This is a genomic window from Amycolatopsis sp. WAC 04182, assembly GCF_003947465.1.
In the GTDB taxonomy this organism is placed as follows: Bacteria; Actinomycetota; Actinomycetes; order Mycobacteriales; family Pseudonocardiaceae; genus Amycolatopsis.
Map to the genome: position 1 here is coordinate 270,023 of NZ_QHJJ01000005.1, position 15,581 is coordinate 285,603.

17 protein-coding genes are annotated in these 15,581 nt (G+C 68.4%); 3 read left to right on the plus strand and 14 right to left on the minus strand.

The annotated features are described in order from the left end of the window. Positions 1-16: 16 nt before the first annotated feature. From DMH01_RS27230 to DMH01_RS27275, 10 genes are all read right to left on the minus strand, one after another. Positions 17-403, minus strand: coding sequence for a cupin domain-containing protein (locus DMH01_RS27230; RefSeq protein ID WP_125680060.1), 387 nt, complete (start codon positions 401-403; stop codon positions 17-19). Beyond that, a complete protein-coding gene (locus DMH01_RS27235; RefSeq protein WP_125680061.1) occupies positions 400-1,119 on the minus strand; it encodes a cupin domain-containing protein in 720 nt (239 codons plus the stop codon). Before DMH01_RS27235 ends, DMH01_RS27230 begins: the two co-directional genes overlap by 4 nt. Continuing rightward, a complete protein-coding gene (locus DMH01_RS27240; protein WP_125680062.1) occupies positions 1,112-1,513 on the minus strand; it encodes a cupin domain-containing protein in 402 nt (133 codons plus the stop codon). Before DMH01_RS27240 ends, DMH01_RS27235 begins: the two co-directional genes overlap by 8 nt. Beyond that, positions 1,510-1,836, minus strand: coding sequence for a hypothetical protein (locus tag DMH01_RS27245; RefSeq protein WP_125680063.1), 327 nt, complete (start codon positions 1,834-1,836; stop codon positions 1,510-1,512). Before DMH01_RS27245 ends, DMH01_RS27240 begins: the two co-directional genes overlap by 4 nt. Continuing rightward, positions 1,836-2,249 (minus strand): cupin domain-containing protein, encoded by a 414-nt coding sequence (locus DMH01_RS27250; RefSeq protein WP_125680064.1) that lies wholly within the window; start codon positions 2,247-2,249, stop codon positions 1,836-1,838. The genes DMH01_RS27245 and DMH01_RS27250 overlap by 1 nt, the downstream gene beginning before the upstream one ends. After that, positions 2,246-2,503 (minus strand): phosphopantetheine-binding protein, encoded by a 258-nt coding sequence (locus DMH01_RS27255; RefSeq protein ID WP_125680065.1) that lies wholly within the window; start codon positions 2,501-2,503, stop codon positions 2,246-2,248. Before DMH01_RS27255 ends, DMH01_RS27250 begins: the two co-directional genes overlap by 4 nt. 1 nt (position 2,504) lies before the next feature. After that, a complete protein-coding gene (locus DMH01_RS27260) occupies positions 2,505-4,133 on the minus strand; it encodes a (2,3-dihydroxybenzoyl)adenylate synthase (RefSeq protein WP_199745644.1) in 1,629 nt (542 codons plus the stop codon). A 1-nt stretch (position 4,134) separates the two neighbouring features. After that, on the minus strand, positions 4,135-5,178 hold the full coding sequence (locus DMH01_RS27265) for a ketoacyl-ACP synthase III family protein (protein ID WP_125680066.1): 1,044 nt from the start codon (positions 5,176-5,178) through the stop codon (positions 4,135-4,137). Further along, positions 5,175-6,521, minus strand: a complete 1,347-nt coding sequence (locus tag DMH01_RS27270) for a salicylate synthase (protein ID WP_125680067.1) — start codon at positions 6,519-6,521, stop codon at positions 5,175-5,177. The genes DMH01_RS27265 and DMH01_RS27270 overlap by 4 nt, the downstream gene beginning before the upstream one ends. Positions 6,522-6,589: 68 nt before the next feature. Next, the gene (locus tag DMH01_RS27275) at positions 6,590-7,753 is read right to left on the minus strand and encodes a 3-deoxy-7-phosphoheptulonate synthase (RefSeq protein ID WP_370323557.1); all 1,164 of its coding nucleotides are present in this window, start codon (positions 7,751-7,753) and stop codon (positions 6,590-6,592) included. 327 nt (positions 7,754-8,080) lie between these two features. On the opposite strand from DMH01_RS27275, the gene DMH01_RS27280 reads away from it, so the two are divergent. Together DMH01_RS27280 and DMH01_RS27285 are read left to right on the plus strand one after the other, a co-directional pair. Next, on the plus strand, positions 8,081-8,542 hold the full coding sequence (locus DMH01_RS27280) for an Rrf2 family transcriptional regulator (protein WP_233621686.1): 462 nt from the start codon (positions 8,081-8,083) through the stop codon (positions 8,540-8,542). A gap of 90 nt (positions 8,543-8,632) precedes the next feature. Continuing rightward, positions 8,633-10,126, plus strand: a complete 1,494-nt coding sequence (locus DMH01_RS27285) for a DHA2 family efflux MFS transporter permease subunit (protein WP_125680068.1) — start codon at positions 8,633-8,635, stop codon at positions 10,124-10,126. 71 nt (positions 10,127-10,197) lie between these two features. Here DMH01_RS27285 and DMH01_RS27290 read toward each other — a convergent pair whose 3' ends face one another. Continuing rightward, entirely contained in the window at positions 10,198-10,974 is a 777-nt protein-coding gene (locus DMH01_RS27290) for an SDR family NAD(P)-dependent oxidoreductase (protein WP_233621687.1), read from the minus strand. A 230-nt stretch (positions 10,975-11,204) separates the two neighbouring features. Next, positions 11,205-11,831: an LmbU family transcriptional regulator gene (locus DMH01_RS27295; protein WP_233621688.1), complete on the minus strand. Its 627-nt coding sequence runs from the start codon at positions 11,829-11,831 to the stop codon at positions 11,205-11,207. A 468-nt stretch (positions 11,832-12,299) separates the two neighbouring features. On the opposite strand from DMH01_RS27295, the gene DMH01_RS27300 reads away from it, so the two are divergent. Continuing rightward, positions 12,300-13,988, plus strand: coding sequence for an FAD-binding oxidoreductase (locus tag DMH01_RS27300; RefSeq protein WP_233621689.1), 1,689 nt, complete (start codon positions 12,300-12,302; stop codon positions 13,986-13,988). 7 nt (positions 13,989-13,995) lie between these two features. Here the strand turns inward: DMH01_RS27300 and DMH01_RS27305 are convergent, their stop codons facing one another. After that, positions 13,996-14,583: an HhH-GPD-type base excision DNA repair protein gene (locus DMH01_RS27305; protein ID WP_125680069.1), complete on the minus strand. Its 588-nt coding sequence runs from the start codon at positions 14,581-14,583 to the stop codon at positions 13,996-13,998. 95 nt (positions 14,584-14,678) lie between these two features. Next, entirely contained in the window at positions 14,679-15,557 is an 879-nt protein-coding gene (locus DMH01_RS27310) for a LysR family transcriptional regulator ArgP (protein WP_125680070.1), read from the minus strand. Positions 15,558-15,581 lie beyond the last annotated feature (24 nt).

The following is a 15,581-nucleotide window of genomic DNA, read 5'->3' on the forward strand; positions in this document are numbered from 1 at the left end:
ACTCTCCTTTCCCAGGTCAGTCGGACGGTGTCCGGGTCGGCAACCGCAGGCTCACCGAAGCGGGCATCAACGCCAGGAACAGCATTTCCAGCGGGGAATCGCCGATGTTCCGCCACCGGCCGGCCGCCCCGTGCGCGCAGATGACCAGTTCGCCTTCGCGGGCGAGCAGCGGATCTCGGCCGTCTTCGACGAACTCGGCCTTGCCGCGAAGCACGAACCAGGCTTCCTCGATGTCGCCCCGGCCGCGTTCGTCGAGAACCGCCCCCGGCGCGAGCCGGACGAAATCGAAGGATTCGCATTCACTGAACAACATTCCGCGGCGCCCGAGGCATCGCCACAGCGCTTCCCCGGCGCTGCCGTCGACGGTCCGGGTGAGTCCGTCACCGGAATTCGAGACGATCATTCCGCACCTCCCGCGTTCGCCGGGACGACCAGGCTGACCACGAAGAACTCCAGCCCGTCCGGCCCGCCCTCGACCGTGACGGAACCGCGGAACGGCACGCCGACCGATACCCCGTAGCGCAACGGGACGGTGGTGGAGGCGGACGTCGCGGACCCGGTGCCGCCGAGCGTGAAAAGCACGTGCTCCTGCTCGTCGGCGACCAAGGTCTCGGACTGCCCGGGGCCGAGCTCGATCAGCCGTGCCCGCCGAAGCGGTCCGGACAGATAGTCCAGCGCGTCGACCTCGCGGACCTCGCGGAGCTTGATCACCTCGGCGCGGTCGCCACTGGTGTCCTGCGCGGGTACCTCCGGCACCATTCCCGGCCCGGAAACCTCGATGACCAGCCAGATCAGGTCTTCGTCACCGACATTGCGGATGCCGTGCCGGGTGCCGAGGCAGGTGGTGAGCAGATCGCCGGCGGTGACCGGATGGTCGACGCCGTCGATCGTCATCACGCCGCTGCCGGACACCACGTAGTCGAACTGCTCGGTCCGGCTGTGCAGGTGCACGCCGCTGGCCCCGCCCGCGGGCAGGAAGGAACACTCGACCGCTTCCCACGCCCCGAACAGATTGTTCCGCCTGGCAAGGCATTTCCACCGGGCGACCTTCTCGCCGCCGTGCATTTCGTAGACCTCGGACAGCTCGTCCAGGGTCGTGACGATCAGCCGGTCAGCCATGGTCGGCTCCGGTCAAGGGGGCGGGCGCCACCGGGATCCGGGCGGGAAGCCGGTCGGTCACCGCGGTGGGCAGCACCGCGAAGGACAGCAGTTCGAGATGTCCGCCGGACGGGTTGTGCAGCGACCCGCGCGTCCCCCCGGACCAGAAGACCAGGTCACCAGGGCGCAACGGGACGGAATCCTCGGCGCCGCCGCTGAATTCCCCTTCACCGCTCAGGACGAACCAGACCGCGTCGACACCTTCCCTGCCGCGCCCGTCCCGCGTACCGCCCGGCGGCAAGCGGAGATAGTCGAAGGCCTCGCATTCGCTGTGCAGCATGCCGCGCCGGGCCAGACAGCGCCAGGCGCCGCCGTCCTCGGTCCGGCTCAGTCCATCGGCGTTGGTGACGATCACCGCGCCGCTCCGGCGGTCTGCGGTGTGGCGAGGCTGGCGATGAACAGTTCCAAGCCCTCGTCGCCCGCTTCCACCGTGACCTTGCTGCCCAACGGCAGGGTCAGCGCGACGCCGGCGCGCAGCGGGACGGTCGTCGATCCGGTCACCGCGGTTCCGTTGCCGCGCACGATGAACAGGGTGTGCTCCTGGTCCTCGGCGACCAGCGTCTCCCGCTGTCCCGGCTCGAACTGCGGCAGCCGGATCCGGCCGAGCGGCCCGCTCAGAAAGACGCGCGCGTCGATTTCCCGCACCTCGCGAAGATTGATCACCACGGCGTTGCTCATCATCGTCCCCCTGTTTCGGTCGGTTTCTGGTGTTCGGAATAGACGGCGGCCATCCGTGGGCCGACCACTTCGATGACGAGCCAGGTCAGCCGGTCGTCCCCGGCGTTGATCAGGCCGTGCCGGGTGCCGATGCCGTTCAGGATCAGGTCACCGCCCCGCACCGGGTGCTCCTGACCGTCGAGGAGCATGGTCCCCGTGCCGGAGATGATGAAATACAGCTCTTCGGTCCGGGTGTGCACGTGTTCGCCGCTGATCCCGCCGGGCGGCAACGCGGCCCATTCGACCGCCTCCCAGTGCCCGAACAGGTCATGGCGGCGGGCGAACGCCTTCCATTCGGAGGCGCCGTCCGCGCCGTGCACACCGTGGACGACGGACGCCTGGTCGAGATCGGCGACCACCATGCCGCCGTTCATGTCCGCAGCCCGTCGAAATGGGCGAGCCAGCCGTTCAGCGTGGGGTCGGAGGCCAGCTCTTCGAAGACGACCGGCACCTTCGCCCGGCGCCAGCGGCCGACCAGCCGCATCATGTCGATCGAAGTCAGGCCCAGCAGGATCAGGTTGGCGTCGCCGGGAACATCTTCGGGCCGGGTGTCGAGCAACGGTGCCAGGAGTTCGCGCAGTTCCTGCTCGCCGGGTGGTTGCGTCTTCGACGCGGGATCGGTGTCCATGTCAGCCTTTCCGGTTCGTTACCGACAGACGGGCTCGCTCGGCGAGCCGGACCAGCGCGACCTTGTCGACCTTCCCCAAGGGGGTGACCGGGAGTTCGTCGACGAACTCGACCCGGTCGGGAAGCTTGTAGCCGGCCAGCCCGCAGTCGTGCAGTGCGCGTTTGAGGTCGGGCAGCGACGGGCGTTCACCGGTCACCACGAGGTAGGCGCAGGTCCGTTCCCCGAGGAAGTCGTCCGGCACGCCGACCACCGCCGCGCGGAGCACTCCCGGATACCCGAGCAGATGCCCCTCCACCTCCGCCGCGGAGATCTTGTCGCCGCCCCGGATGATCACGTCCTTGATCCGGCCCTCGATGACCAGATCGCCGTCGGCGGTCAGCCGGGCGAGGTCCCCGCTGCGGTAGAAGCCGTCCTCGGTGAACGCGATCGCGTTGTGCTCGGGCGCGCGGTAGTAGCCCCGCAAGGTGTAGGGGCCACGGGTGAGCAGTTCGCCGATCTCGCCGTCGGCGACCTCGCGATCGTCCGGGCCGACGATCCGGAGTTCGTCCTCTTCGGACAGTGGCCTGCCCTGGGTGCCCAGTGCCACCTCCGGTGCGTCGCCGAGCCTCGTGAGGGTGAGCAGTCCCTCGGCCATGCCGAAGACCTGCTGGAGCTCGCAGCCGAGGACCGGGGTGATCCGTTCGGCGACCGACCGCTGCAGTTTGGCGCCGCCGATCTGGACGACCCGCAGGCTCGACAGGTCCGCCTCGGACCACTCCGCCGCCTCCAGCCACAGCTGGGCGATACTCGGCACCACCGACGTCACGGTGACGCGCTCGCCGGCGATCAGGGCGAAACAGTCGTCGGCCGTCGGGTCGTCGGCGAGCACCACCGTGCCGCCGGAGACCAGCGTGCCGAGCACTCCGGGGCAGCCCCAGGTGAAGTTGAACTCCAACGGCAGAACCGCGAGGTAAACGTCCGAAGTGGACATTCCGAGCACCGCGGACGTGGCGCGGACCTGGTAGGCGTAGTCGTCGTGGGTGCGCGGGATGACCTTCGGCAGTGCCGTCGTCCCGCCGGAGAGCAGGAAGAACGCCGCGTCCGACGGGTCCTGTTCGGCGAGTTCGCCGGGTTCGGCGTCCACAGTGGACAGATCGATGACATCGCCGCCCTTGCCGCTGAGGCTGAACAACAGCCGGAGCGACGGCGCTCCCGAGCGGACCTCCTTCGCCAGCACCCGGTGGTCGAACCCGCGGTGCACGCCGGGCAGCACATACGCCACCGCGCCCGTGATCCGGCACAGATGCCCGATCTCCTGTGAACGGTGCGCGGTCAGCGCGAACACCGGTTTGGCGCCGAGCCGGAACAGGGCGAAACACACCGCGACGAACTCCGGCACGTTGGGCAGCTGAACCACGACCCGGTCACCGGGGGCGATGCCGTACCGGGCGAACCCGGCCGCCATCCGATCCGCCCAGCGGTCGAGTTCGGCGTAACCGATCCGGCGGTCGCCGTGTACCAGCGCGGTGGTCTCGCCGTACTCGGCGGCGGCCGTCCGCAGCAGGGTGCCGAGTGTTTCGCCCCGCCACAGTTGGGCTTCCCGGTAGCGCCGCGCCGGATCGGCGGGCCACGGGGTGCATCCTTCCAACACGTCAGTTCTCCGTCGCTGGCTGGTGGGCGGTGAGGATTTCGACGACGGCGGCGCCCATGGAGGCGCCCGCGCCCGAGGACACCAGGAGCACGCGGTCACCGGGACCGACCTGCCCGGAGGTCCACAGCTGCTCGAGCCCGAGGAACACCTCGGTCACCCCGGCGTGCCCGATTCGCCTGATGTAGTCCCAGATCCCGCGTTCGGAGTCGATCCCCAGCGGGTCGAGGAACATCGTTTCCAGCGATTCCCAGCCGAAACCGGGATGCGCGACCCTGGCGATCTCGTCGAAGGTGACGTCCGCTTCCTTGAGCACCGATTCGGTGACGGCGACGATCTTGTCGCCGAAGTAGCCGATGGGCGGGGTGACCCCCTGCGCCCACTGCTCGCGCATGTATTCCCGCCGCTTGGTGAAGTCCAGCGGCTCTCCGACGGTCACCCCCGGCGGGAACAGCGGGTCGCCGCCGCGGTCGAGTGCCTCCATCCGGGCGTCGGACACCGAACCGATCGCCAGCAGCCGGGCGAACCCGCCGCCGCGGGACAGGGCCACCGCCGCGGCGGAGTCGGCGAGCACGAACGCCGAGGAGGTGCGCCAGCGATCCACCAGCGGGATGGAGAAGTTGTCCGCGGCGGTCACGAGCGCGGCCGGGTGGCTGGGATTGGCCAGCAGCCGGGTCGCGGCGAGTTCGACCGCGGCCAGCCCGCCGAGGCAGCCCTGTTTGACCTCGATCGCCGGGATCGGCCGGTCCAGGGTGTTGTTCAGGATGTAGTGCGCCGGCGACCAGGCGTCCGGGCCCTGGTGGTGGGCGTGGCTGTGCAGGAGGACCCCGAAATCGTCCGCGGCCCGGCCGGACCGCCGGATCGCGAGGTTCGCGGCCTCGACCGCCATGTCCGGCGCGGGCCTCGGCCCGGCGACCGTGACCGACAGGATCCCCGACGCCTCACGGGCCGCCTCGTCGTACCAGCCCTGCGCCACCGCGTGTTCGGTGCTCACCCGGTCCGGCAGGACGCTGCCGATCCCGGCGAGATAGACGTCCTCCGTCCTCACGCGGGCACCTCCGCCTTGATCTCGGCGGCGACCAGGAAACGCGCGACGCTGTCGAGCTTCTCGCAGGTCTCCTCGAACTCCCGGTCCGGCTGCGACTGGCCGACGATGCCCGCGCCCGCCCTCAGCCAGGTCCGGCCGTCCTGGCGGTAGACGGTCCGCAGCACCAGCGCGGCGTCCATCGCTCCCGACTCGTCCACGGTCAGCACGGCGCCGCTGTACAGGCCGCGGCGCTCGGTCTCGTAGCGGCGAATGGCCTCGTACGCGGCCTCTTTCGACACCCCGGACGCGGTCACCGCGGGGAAGACGGCGGCGAAGGCGTCCCAAGCGTCGTGACCGGCGGAGAGCTTGCCGGTCACCCGGGAGGCGATGTGCTGGACACTGCCCCGTTCCTCCAGCGTCATCAGGTTGCGGACACCGACCGAGTCCGGTTCGCAGACGGTGAGCAGCTCGTCGTTGCCGACCTTCACCGAGATCGCGTGCTCGTAGATCTCCTTCTCGTCCGACAGCAGTTCCCCGCGCAGCCGGTCGTTGGTCGCGGCGTCCGCGGTGAGCGCCCTGGTGCCTGCCAAGGGCTGGCTGACGACCGTGCCGTCCTCGGTCACGCTGACCACGATCTCCGGGCTGAATCCGGCGGCCTCCAGGCCGCCGAGCCGGACCAGGAAGGACCGGGCCGGGGTGTTCCGGCGGCGACCGAGCACGTAGGTGCCGACCAGGTCGATGTCCTCGTCCACCCGCACGAGCCGGGACAGGATCACCTTCTGCAGCCGCGCGTCGGCGATGTCCTTCACCGCGCCCGCGACCGCGTCGCGGTACTCGTCGCGGCCGGTCTGCCTGACGTCGAGCGGAACCGCGTCGCTCTCCCGGCCTTCGACCGGGCGGGCGAGCAGGTCGACGAGGACGGCGAGGGTGTCCGGGTCAGTGGAGCGCACCCATGCCCGGCCGGAGCCGATGCGCACCTCGCTCTTCGGCACCACGAGATGCAGCAGGGGCTGGCCGTCCACATGCTCGCGATCACCGTCCTTGGCGTAGGACAGCTCGAACGTCGCGGCGCCGTACGCCCGCCAGCCCCGGATCGGCACCATGGCGAGCAGTTCCTTGACCTGACGCAACGGCCGCTCACTCCAGGGCAGTCGCGCGGTCCGCACGCCGCCGAGCCGGGCGCCGTCCCGGTCGAGGATCACCTCGGCGAGCACCCCGCCGGCATAGGACCAGTGCCCGTCCTTCTCGTAGATGACGAATTCGCCGTGCGGGCCCGCCTCGGCCAGCCTGGCCGACAGGTCGAGCGGATCGCCCGCCACCTCGATCGACGTCTCGACGTATTGCGCCCACTCTGTCCCGCCCATTACAAAGACCTCGATTCTGCTGACACGACGACAGGGAAAAGGAATACGGATCCGAATTCGCCCATGCGCTATCGGCGCCAGGCGGAAATCACTTCGATGGCCTGTTTCGGGTTGAGCCTCGGATCGCAGAAACTGGTGTATTTGTCGCCGACGTGGCCGATCATCGACTCGTCGGCGACACATTCGGTGACCTCGTCGGGTGTGGTCTCCAAATGCAGCCCGGCGGCCACTCCTCGCCCCGCGGCCACCGCGCGCCCGAATTCGGCGATCTCCCGTGCGACGGTTTCCACGAACCGGGTCTTCAGCCCGTCCGGGCCGCTCACGGTGTTGCCGTGCATGGGGTCGGTGAGCCAGCCGATCCGGTGGCCCGCCTCGCGGACCGCGGCGACCAGCGGCGGCAGCCGCTCGGCCACGTTCCCGACGCCCATCCTGGCGATGAGGGTGAGCCTGCCGGGGGTGCGGAAGGGGTCGAGCCGCTCGCAGAGCGCGACCAGCGCGTCCGGCGTCATGTCCGGCCCCACCTTGCAGGCGATCGGGTTGTCGATCGTGGCCAGCAGTGCGGCGTGGGCACCGTCCAGCTGGTTGGTGCGATTGCCGATCCACGGCCAGTGCGTCGAGGTGAGCAGCCACCGGCCGGCCTCGGTCCGGCGCAGCATCGGCAGCTCGTAGTCGAGCAGCAGTGCCTCGTGGCTGGTCCAGACCGACGCTTCGGGCCGTTCGCCGTTGCGCAGGCGCAGGTACTCCATCGCCGTGTTCGCCGCGTCGTAGCCGTCGAGCAGGCGATCCGGGTCCGGCCTGCGAAGCAACGGGTCCGGTTCCGGGCTGTTGACCAGGTGGCCGCGATAGACGGGCAGGTCGACACCGCCGACCCGCTCGGTCGGCCTGGACCGCGGTTTGGCGAACTGGCCCGCGATCCGCCCCACTCGCAGTACGGGCTTGCCCGTGGCCATCTTCAGCGCTCCGGCCAGCATGTCCAGGAGGGCGATCTTGCGGGCCACGTACCCCGGCGTGCATTCCGCCGGATCCTCGGCACAGTCACCCGTCTGCACGACCAGGAGTTCACCCGCCGCGACCATGGGCAAGTGGGAACCCAACGTCCGGACATCTTCCGCGGCCACCAAAGGCGGCCGATCGGCGAGTACTTCTCTCACCATTCGCACGTGCTGGTGATCGGGCCATTCCGGCTGTTGCAAAGCCGATTCGGCCGAAATCACCGGTAGCTCATTCCGCACCAGAGCCTCCCCCAATGAGCCAAGACCGCCGAAACTTGATTGCCTGACTGGCGACGTTCGACCATTACCTGCCGCTGGGTATGGGCGGCGAATTCGCTCGCCGAATACCGCTGGATTTCGCGGCGGATTCGATCACCGAATCTAGCAGAACAACGGGCACCTGAGTAGGTCTGCCGTTTCCCGGCCGTCTCGCCAGCGGGACAAATGCGCCTGCCCGCTATCGGCGGCGAATCCGCCGCTTCGCGCCCGATCGGGACGGCGCGCACCCCGTCGTTGACGCCTGTTCCAACTGAAACTATACTGGTTGCAGTTTGGGAGGGGGGACAGGTGGCTCTCAGCAGCAGGAGCGCGGCGGCCATTCACGCACTGACGATGCTGGCGCGCTGGGACGATTCGCTGACGTCCGCGGAGATCGCGGACAGCCTGGTGAGCAATCCGGTGCTGGTGCGCCGCATTCTCGGCAGCCTCCGCGACGCCGGGCTGGTGCGCTCCACGGAGGGGCGCGGCGGCGGTTGGACGTTGGCCCGCCCTCCTGGGGAGATCACGCTCTACGACGCGTACACCGCGGTCGAACAGGGACCGATCCTGACCCGCCATGCCCATCCGCCGAGCACCACGTGCGATGTCGGCCGCCATATGCGCGCGCTGCTCGACGCGGAGTTCCGGGAAGCCGAACAGGCCATGGAGGAACGGCTCGGCCGCACGACGATCGCCCATCTCGTCGAGCAGGTACTGGCCAAGGGGCGCGAACTCGCCCGCGAGGAAGCTCTTCGCGCCGGCCAGGCCTGACCTGGTGTGAAGGGGACTTTCCCCGCATGCGATGCGGCGAAAGTCCCCTTCACCCGGCCCGAAACGCGACCGACGACCAGAACGGAAGCCATGTCCTCGAAATCCAACCCGTGGCCCGCGCTCTACGCGGTCATCGTCGGTTTCTTCTTGCTGCTGCTGGACATGAGCATCGTCGCGGTGGCCAACCCGGCGATCATGGCGGACCTGCACGCCGACATCTCCCAGGCCATCTGGGCCACCAGCGCGTACCTGCTGGCCTACGCGGTGCCGCTGCTGATCACCGGGCGGCTCGGCGACCGCTTCGGCCCCAAGAACGTCTACCTGCTCGGCCTGGTGGTGTTCACCGGGGCCTCCCTCTGGTGCGGGGCGTCCACCAGTATCGACATGCTGATCGCGGCGCGCGTCGTGCAGGGACTGGGCGCGGCTCTGATGACGCCGCAGACCATGGCCGTCATCACCCGGACCTTCCCGCCGGACAAGCGTGGCGCGGCCATGGGCCTCTGGGGCGGCGCGGCCGGGCTGGCGGCGCTGGTCGGCCCGATCGTGGGCGGCGTGCTGGTGGACTGGCAGGGCTGGCAATGGATCTTCTACGTGAACGTGCCGATCGGCATCATCGCCTTCGTGCTGGCGGTCTGGCTGGTGCCCGCGCTGGAGACCCGGGAGCACAAGTTCGACATCACCGGTATGGCGTTGTCCGCGATCGGAATGTTCCTGCTGGTGTTCGGCATCCAGGAGGGCAACGCCCGGAACTGGGACTTCGTCATCTGGGCGCTGATCGTCGCGGGCGTCGCGGTGCTGATCCTGTTCGTCGTCAACCAGTCCCGCAACACGCGGGAACCGCTGGTGCCGCTGAGCCTGTTCAAGGACCGCAACTTCTCACTGTCCAATGTGGCCGTCACGTCGATGGCCGCGGCCGTCAACGGCCTGTTCGTGGTCGCCTACTTCTATCTGCAGCAGGTGCGGGACCTGTCACCGACGAAGTCGGCGATGGTCTTCGCGCCGATGGCGATCCTCACCGGCCTGCTCGCGCCCTTCGTCGGCAAGATCGCCGATCGGCTGCCGCCGCGGATGATCCCGACCATCGGGTTCACGTTGTTCGCCGGGACCTTGTTCGGCTACACGCAGATCATGACGCCGGACTCGTCACTGGCGCTGTTCGTCGTCCTCGGCGCCATCGCCGGTATCGCGAACGCCTTCGTCTGGGCGCCGCTGGCGGCCAACGCCATCCGGAACCTGTCGATGCACCAGGCGGGAGCCGGCTCCGGCGTGTTCCTGACCACCCGCCAGATGGGCTTCACGCTCGGCTCGGCCGCCATCAGTGCGCTGCTGTCGACGCGCATCGCGGCACAGGGACTTCCGGCCGGTCCGATCGGCGAAGTCGGTGACGGCACCAGTGTGCGCGACCTGCCACCCGAACTGCGCGAACCGGTGCTGGACAAGCTGAGTACCGCGCTCAGTGAGTCCATGTACCTGCCTGCACTGGTCCTGCTGGCCGGCTTGGTCGCGTCCGCGTTCTTCGTGGGACGGCCCCGCGCCGCCGAAGCCGCGACGGCGCAGGCGGCGAAATCCGCCGCGGGGCGCTGAATCCCGCCACACCACGGAACACCGAAAGGCCCCTTTCGCTTCGGCGAAAGGGGCCTTTTCGGTCAGCAGGCTCAGACGGTCTTCATCATCCCGCCGTCGATCACCAGATCCGCGCCGCTCATATTCGCCACCTTGCCGGAGGCGAGGAACACCACGAGCGCCGCGATCTCCTCCGGGTCGGCGAATTCGCCGGTCGAGGTGCCGACGGTGGCGGGCAGCTGATCCTTGAACGTGTCCAGCGTGGCACCCGCCCGCTTGGCGATCATTTCGCCGGGACCGCCGGGCGAAGTCCACAGGTCGGTCCACACCGGTCCGGGCGAAATGGTGTTCACCCGCAGCCCCTGCCCGCCGAATTCCTCGGCGAGCGCCTTGCCGAGATTCGACACCGCGGCCTTGACCGCGGATTGCGCGACCAGCCGCGGCTGGGGCAGTTTCGCGTTGACCGAACTGATGTTGATCACCGCGCCGCGGCGCTCCAGCAGGCTCGGCAGCGCGGCCCGCGTGGCGCGGACGTTCGACATGAACGTCACGTTGAAGGTGTGCAGGAATGCCTCGTCGTCGAGCTGAAGGAATCCGCCGGGCGGCGTCGACGTGCCCGCGACATTGTTGACCAGCAGGTCGATCCCGCCGTGCTGGTCGAGAGCGTGCCGCACGACGCGGGCGGGCTCGTCGGGATGGCCGAGATCGGCCTCGAGCGCGTCCGCCGTCGATTCCTTCAATCCGGCGGTCACGGTGCGGCTGCCCGCGACGACCGTGAATCCGTCTTCGACCAGCGCGCGAACGATCGCCAGGCCGATTCCCCTTCCGGCTCCGGTCACCACAGCGACACGCGTCGTCTTCGTCGTCATGAGAAGTGTCCTCCACCGCTTCAGCGGAAATAGTCGTGCTGGATCGTCATACCGTCGCCCGGTCTCAGGTGACCGAATCCCGCATTCGCCCGGACAGGCGACCGCCCCGGAAGTCCGTCCCGCCAGCGGGACGGACTTCCGGCCGTCGATCGGGCTCTGCCGAAACCGCGTTCACGTGTAATATCCCTATCGGAGAGCAGCTCGGCTCCGCCGACAGGCATTTACCGTCATCACGTCGATTTCGTACTCAATATATCCTCCGCCGCCCGGTCCAGTATCAGTACCATCCAGTTCTCCAGGTGATCGTCCGCCTGCTGTGCGGCGGCCCGCCAGCGCTCGACGCGTTCCTTGGCGACGGCCAATCTCGGTATCACCGAAGTCGATTCCGAGGCCGCCTTCTTGTTCGGTTTGGTCCCGCGCAGCCGTCGGCGTAGCTCGTTGCGCGACCATCTCTCTTTCTCGGCGCGGTCCAGCCAATGGTCCTGTTCCGCGGCGTCGAGTGCGGCGACCTCGGCGTGATGCTGGAAACTCAGCAGTTCCCGGCGTCTCTCCAGCCGGAATCGGCGCGTGACCCAGGCATAGTTGCGCAGGGTCTGATAGTCGAGCCCCGCGGCGTCGATGGCCCGGACATAACGATCCGCGTAGTTCTCCTGACCGCAGACCAGCCAGTCGCCGAGGCACCAGGCCGACGAATCGAAGATGCGGGAAAGCTGTAGTCCTGCTCGTTCCCAGTCGCCATAGGTGAGGCTGGGCGGAATACGCAGGCCAAGGCGAGAGATCAGCACCTGGTCGGCGCGGGCCTGCGTCTTCGGTGCTACTTGCGCCGACTCGAGAACATCTCGGTTGGTTGGTGGCACAGTTCCCCCCTGAAGGGTCGGACATTGTCGTTTGGTGTACTCGCGATGAATTCCAGACGGCGTGGATCGACGCGGCAGACAATGGGCGACCTGACGGAGCCGTCGGTGAAACGATAAGGGACGGGACCCGCGCGTCTCACTCCGTGAAATCGCTCCAGGCATACCGGCGCGACGCCGTGAACTCACCGCATAGACACCCCCCATAGGCCACCCCCGATAGTAGCCCAGTCGTTACTCATGTGCGTTGTCCGTGATTCCTGTTACGGGCTACTCCGAATGCGCCACCAATGGCCGCGGTGCTCTGGTAGGCTCGCGCTCACTTGGTGGCATGGGGGCCCGCCGAGGCTGGGGTGCTGTGGGGGCAGCGGCGCATATTCTCCGACGGCTCGTCGCGATGGCGACGGCCGTCATCTTGTTCTGCCCTGATCTCCGGCGCCGTATCAGACGAGACTTCAGTGGGGAAAAACAATGGACGAAAGAATCGGCGATGCCGCGCGCGGAAAGGGCAGGCGCGCATTTCTCAGTGCGACCGCGGGGCTGGCCGTCGGCGCCGCCTCGCTCCCGTTCCTCGGTGCGGGCACCGCGAACGCGACCGACCGTACGGCCGACGTGTTCGGCCCCTTCACCGTCAAGCCGGGCGATCCTCGCTACGGCGAATTGATCACCGGGAACAACCAGCGCTGGGTGGGCTCACCCGACTGTTTCCAGCTGGTCGGTTCGACCCAGCAGGTCGTCGACGCCGTACAGGCCGCGGTCACGTCGGGCAGGCGGATCGCCGTGCGCAGCGGCGGGCACTGCTACGAGGACTTCGTCAGCAACGCCGATGTGCGCACGGTGATCGACATGTCCGAAATGGACTCGGTCCACTACGACCCGGTCATGAAGGCCTTCGCCGTCGAACCCGGTGCGCGACTGCTGAATCTGTACGCCACCCTGTACAAGGGCTGGGGGGTGACCCTCCCCGGTGGACGGTGCTACTCGGTGGGCGCGGGCGGGCACATCTGCGGCGGCGGCGACGGCCCGTTGTCCCGGCGCCTCGGGCTCACCGTCGACCATCTGTACGCCGTCGAGGTCGTGGTGGTCGATCAAGCGGGCAAGGCGCGCAGTGTCGTGGCGACCCGCGAGCCCGCCGATCCCCACCGCGATCTGTGGTGGGCGCACACCGGAGGCGGCGGCGGGAACTTCGGCGTGATCACCCGCTACTGGCTCCGTTCGCCCGGCGTGAGCGGTGCGGACCCGGCCAGTGCTCTGCCCAAACCGCCGTCGACCGTGCTGGTCAACGCGATGTCGTTCTCGTGGGCGGACCTCACCGAGGCGAAATTCGCCAGGCTGGTGAAGAACTTCAGCGGATGGCACGAGCGCAACAGCGCACCGGATTCGCCGGGTACGGCCTTGTCGGCGTCGCTCGCCCTGAATCACAGGTCCAACGGCAATGTGGGCATGTTCGTCCAGGTCGACGGCGACGCTCCGAACGCCGAGCGGATACTGGAGGATTTCGTGACCGAAATCCGCGACGGCGTGTCGGCGACAATGCGTCCGCTGAACGGAACCGTGGGCGAATACAGCGCGATGCCGCAGCTGGTCAACGCCCAGCGGTTGCCGTGGTTCCAGTCGGTCCGGCTGCTCGCGACCAATTCGCCCATGCTGACGAATCCGACGCTACGGGCGGACCACAAGTCGGCCTACCACCGCAAGGCTTTCACCGACGCGGACGTGGCGGTCATCCACAAGCATCTCACGAGCACCACGATCGACAACCCGAACGCGATGCTGCTTTTGCTTCCGTACGGCGGGAAGGTGAACGCCGTGGACTCGGCCGCGACCGCCGCCCCGCACCGGAGCTCGGCCTTCCAGGCGCTCTGCCAGACCTTCTGGTCCGCCCCCGGCGACGACGCGAAGAACCTGGCCTGGACCCGTAAGTTCTACGCCGAGCTCTACGGCGCCACTGGGGGAGTCCCGGTGCCCAACGACCGCACCGACGGCTGCTACGTCAACTACCCCGACACCGACCTGTCCGACCCCGCGTACAACACGTCCAAGGTCCCCTGGCACGACCTGTACTACAAGGGCAATTACGCCCGCCTGCAACAGGTCAAGGCCAAGTGGGACCCGAAGGACGTCTTCCGGCACAAGCAGTCCGTCAAACGCCCCTCCTGATCCGTGCTTATCCGGCGCTCGCCCGGGACGCTTCTTTGGCCGCTTTCTTGAAGGCGCGGACCTGGGCGAGGGTTTCGGGGCTGGTGACGTCGGCGATGGAGCGGCGCGAGCCGCGGTCGCCGTACGCGCCGGCGAGGGCGCGCCAGCCTTTGGGCTGGACGCCCAGTTGTTTGCCGAGGAGAGCGAGGAGGATCTTGGCTTTTTGTTCTCCGTAGCCGGGGAGGGCTTTGAGGCGTTTGAGGACCTCTTCGCCGTTGGGTTTGGGGCGGCCCGCCGTCCAGATCGCGGTGGTGTCGCCGTCGTAGTGCTCGATGATGTGCCGGGCGAGGGTTTGGACGCGCCGGGCCATGGAGCCGCCATAGCGGTGGATGGCGGGCGGGGTGACGCAAAGCTCGACGAAGGTCTCGGTGTCGGCTTCGGCGATTTTGCGGATGTCGAAGCCGTCCATCCGGTCGGCGATCTTCTTCGGTCCCCGGAAGGCGTGTTCCATGGGGTACTGCTGATCAAGGAGGAGCCCGGTCACCAGGGCGAACGGATCGTCATTGAGCAGCTTGTCGGCGTCGGCGTCGCCGGTCAGTCGGAGCTCGTTCGGCATGGCATCATCTTCCCGGATCAGAGGTGGCGCGGCGGCTACCCGCCATGCGCGCGTCCTGCGCCCAGGATCTCACGACCCGGCCCATCCGCGCGTCTTCATCCTTGTGGGTCGACCAGCAGCTCCGCGGCCGCCGTGGTGATGGCGGCCGAAACCGCCGCCAGCGCTGGGGAGTCGAGTTTCCACTGCTGCCAGAACAGCGGTACGTCGATCGGGTGACCGGGGTCGAGACAGGCGAAAGTGCCGTCGCGCAGCCGGTCGCCCATCTGCGCGAGCGGCACCATGCCCCAGCCCATCCCCGCCGCGACGGCGTCGAAGAACCCCTCGGACGACGGGACGTAATGCCGCAGCCTGCTCGCGATCGTGCCGCGCTCGCGAGCGAAGCGGTCTTGGAGGTCGTCACGGCGGTCGAAGACGACGACGGGTGCTTCGGCGAGGTCGAGGTCCGTGCCGAGCGCCGGGCTCACGACGGCGAGGTAGCGCATGTGCCCGAGCCGGTGCACCGAACACCCCGCGACCGGATCGGGTGACGACGTGACGGCGGCCATCACCAGGCCCTCCCGCAGCAGGGTCGTGGTGTGGTCCTGGTCCTCACGATGCAGTTCGAAGCAGATCTTCTGCTCGGACGGCACCCTCGTGAGGGCGGGCAGGAACCAGGTCGCCAGCGAATCGGCGTTCACCGCGATCGGCAGGCGGACCGGCTCGTCGCCGGTGGTCAGGCCGAGTTCGGCCCGGGTGTCGGCCTCCAGCAGCGCCACCTGACGGCCGAACCGGACCACCGCCTGCCCGGATTCGGTCAGGCGTACCGGTTTCGTGCGGATCAGCAGGACACGGCCGGTGCGCTGTTCGAGCGCCTTGACGCGCTGGCTGATCGCCGACGGGGTCACGTGCAGCGCCGAGGCAGCGGCGTCGAAGGTGCCTTCGTCGGCGACCACCAGCAGCGTGCGGACCAGGTCGAGGGGCAGATCTGTCATCACGAACGCTAATCTTACGTAAGAATC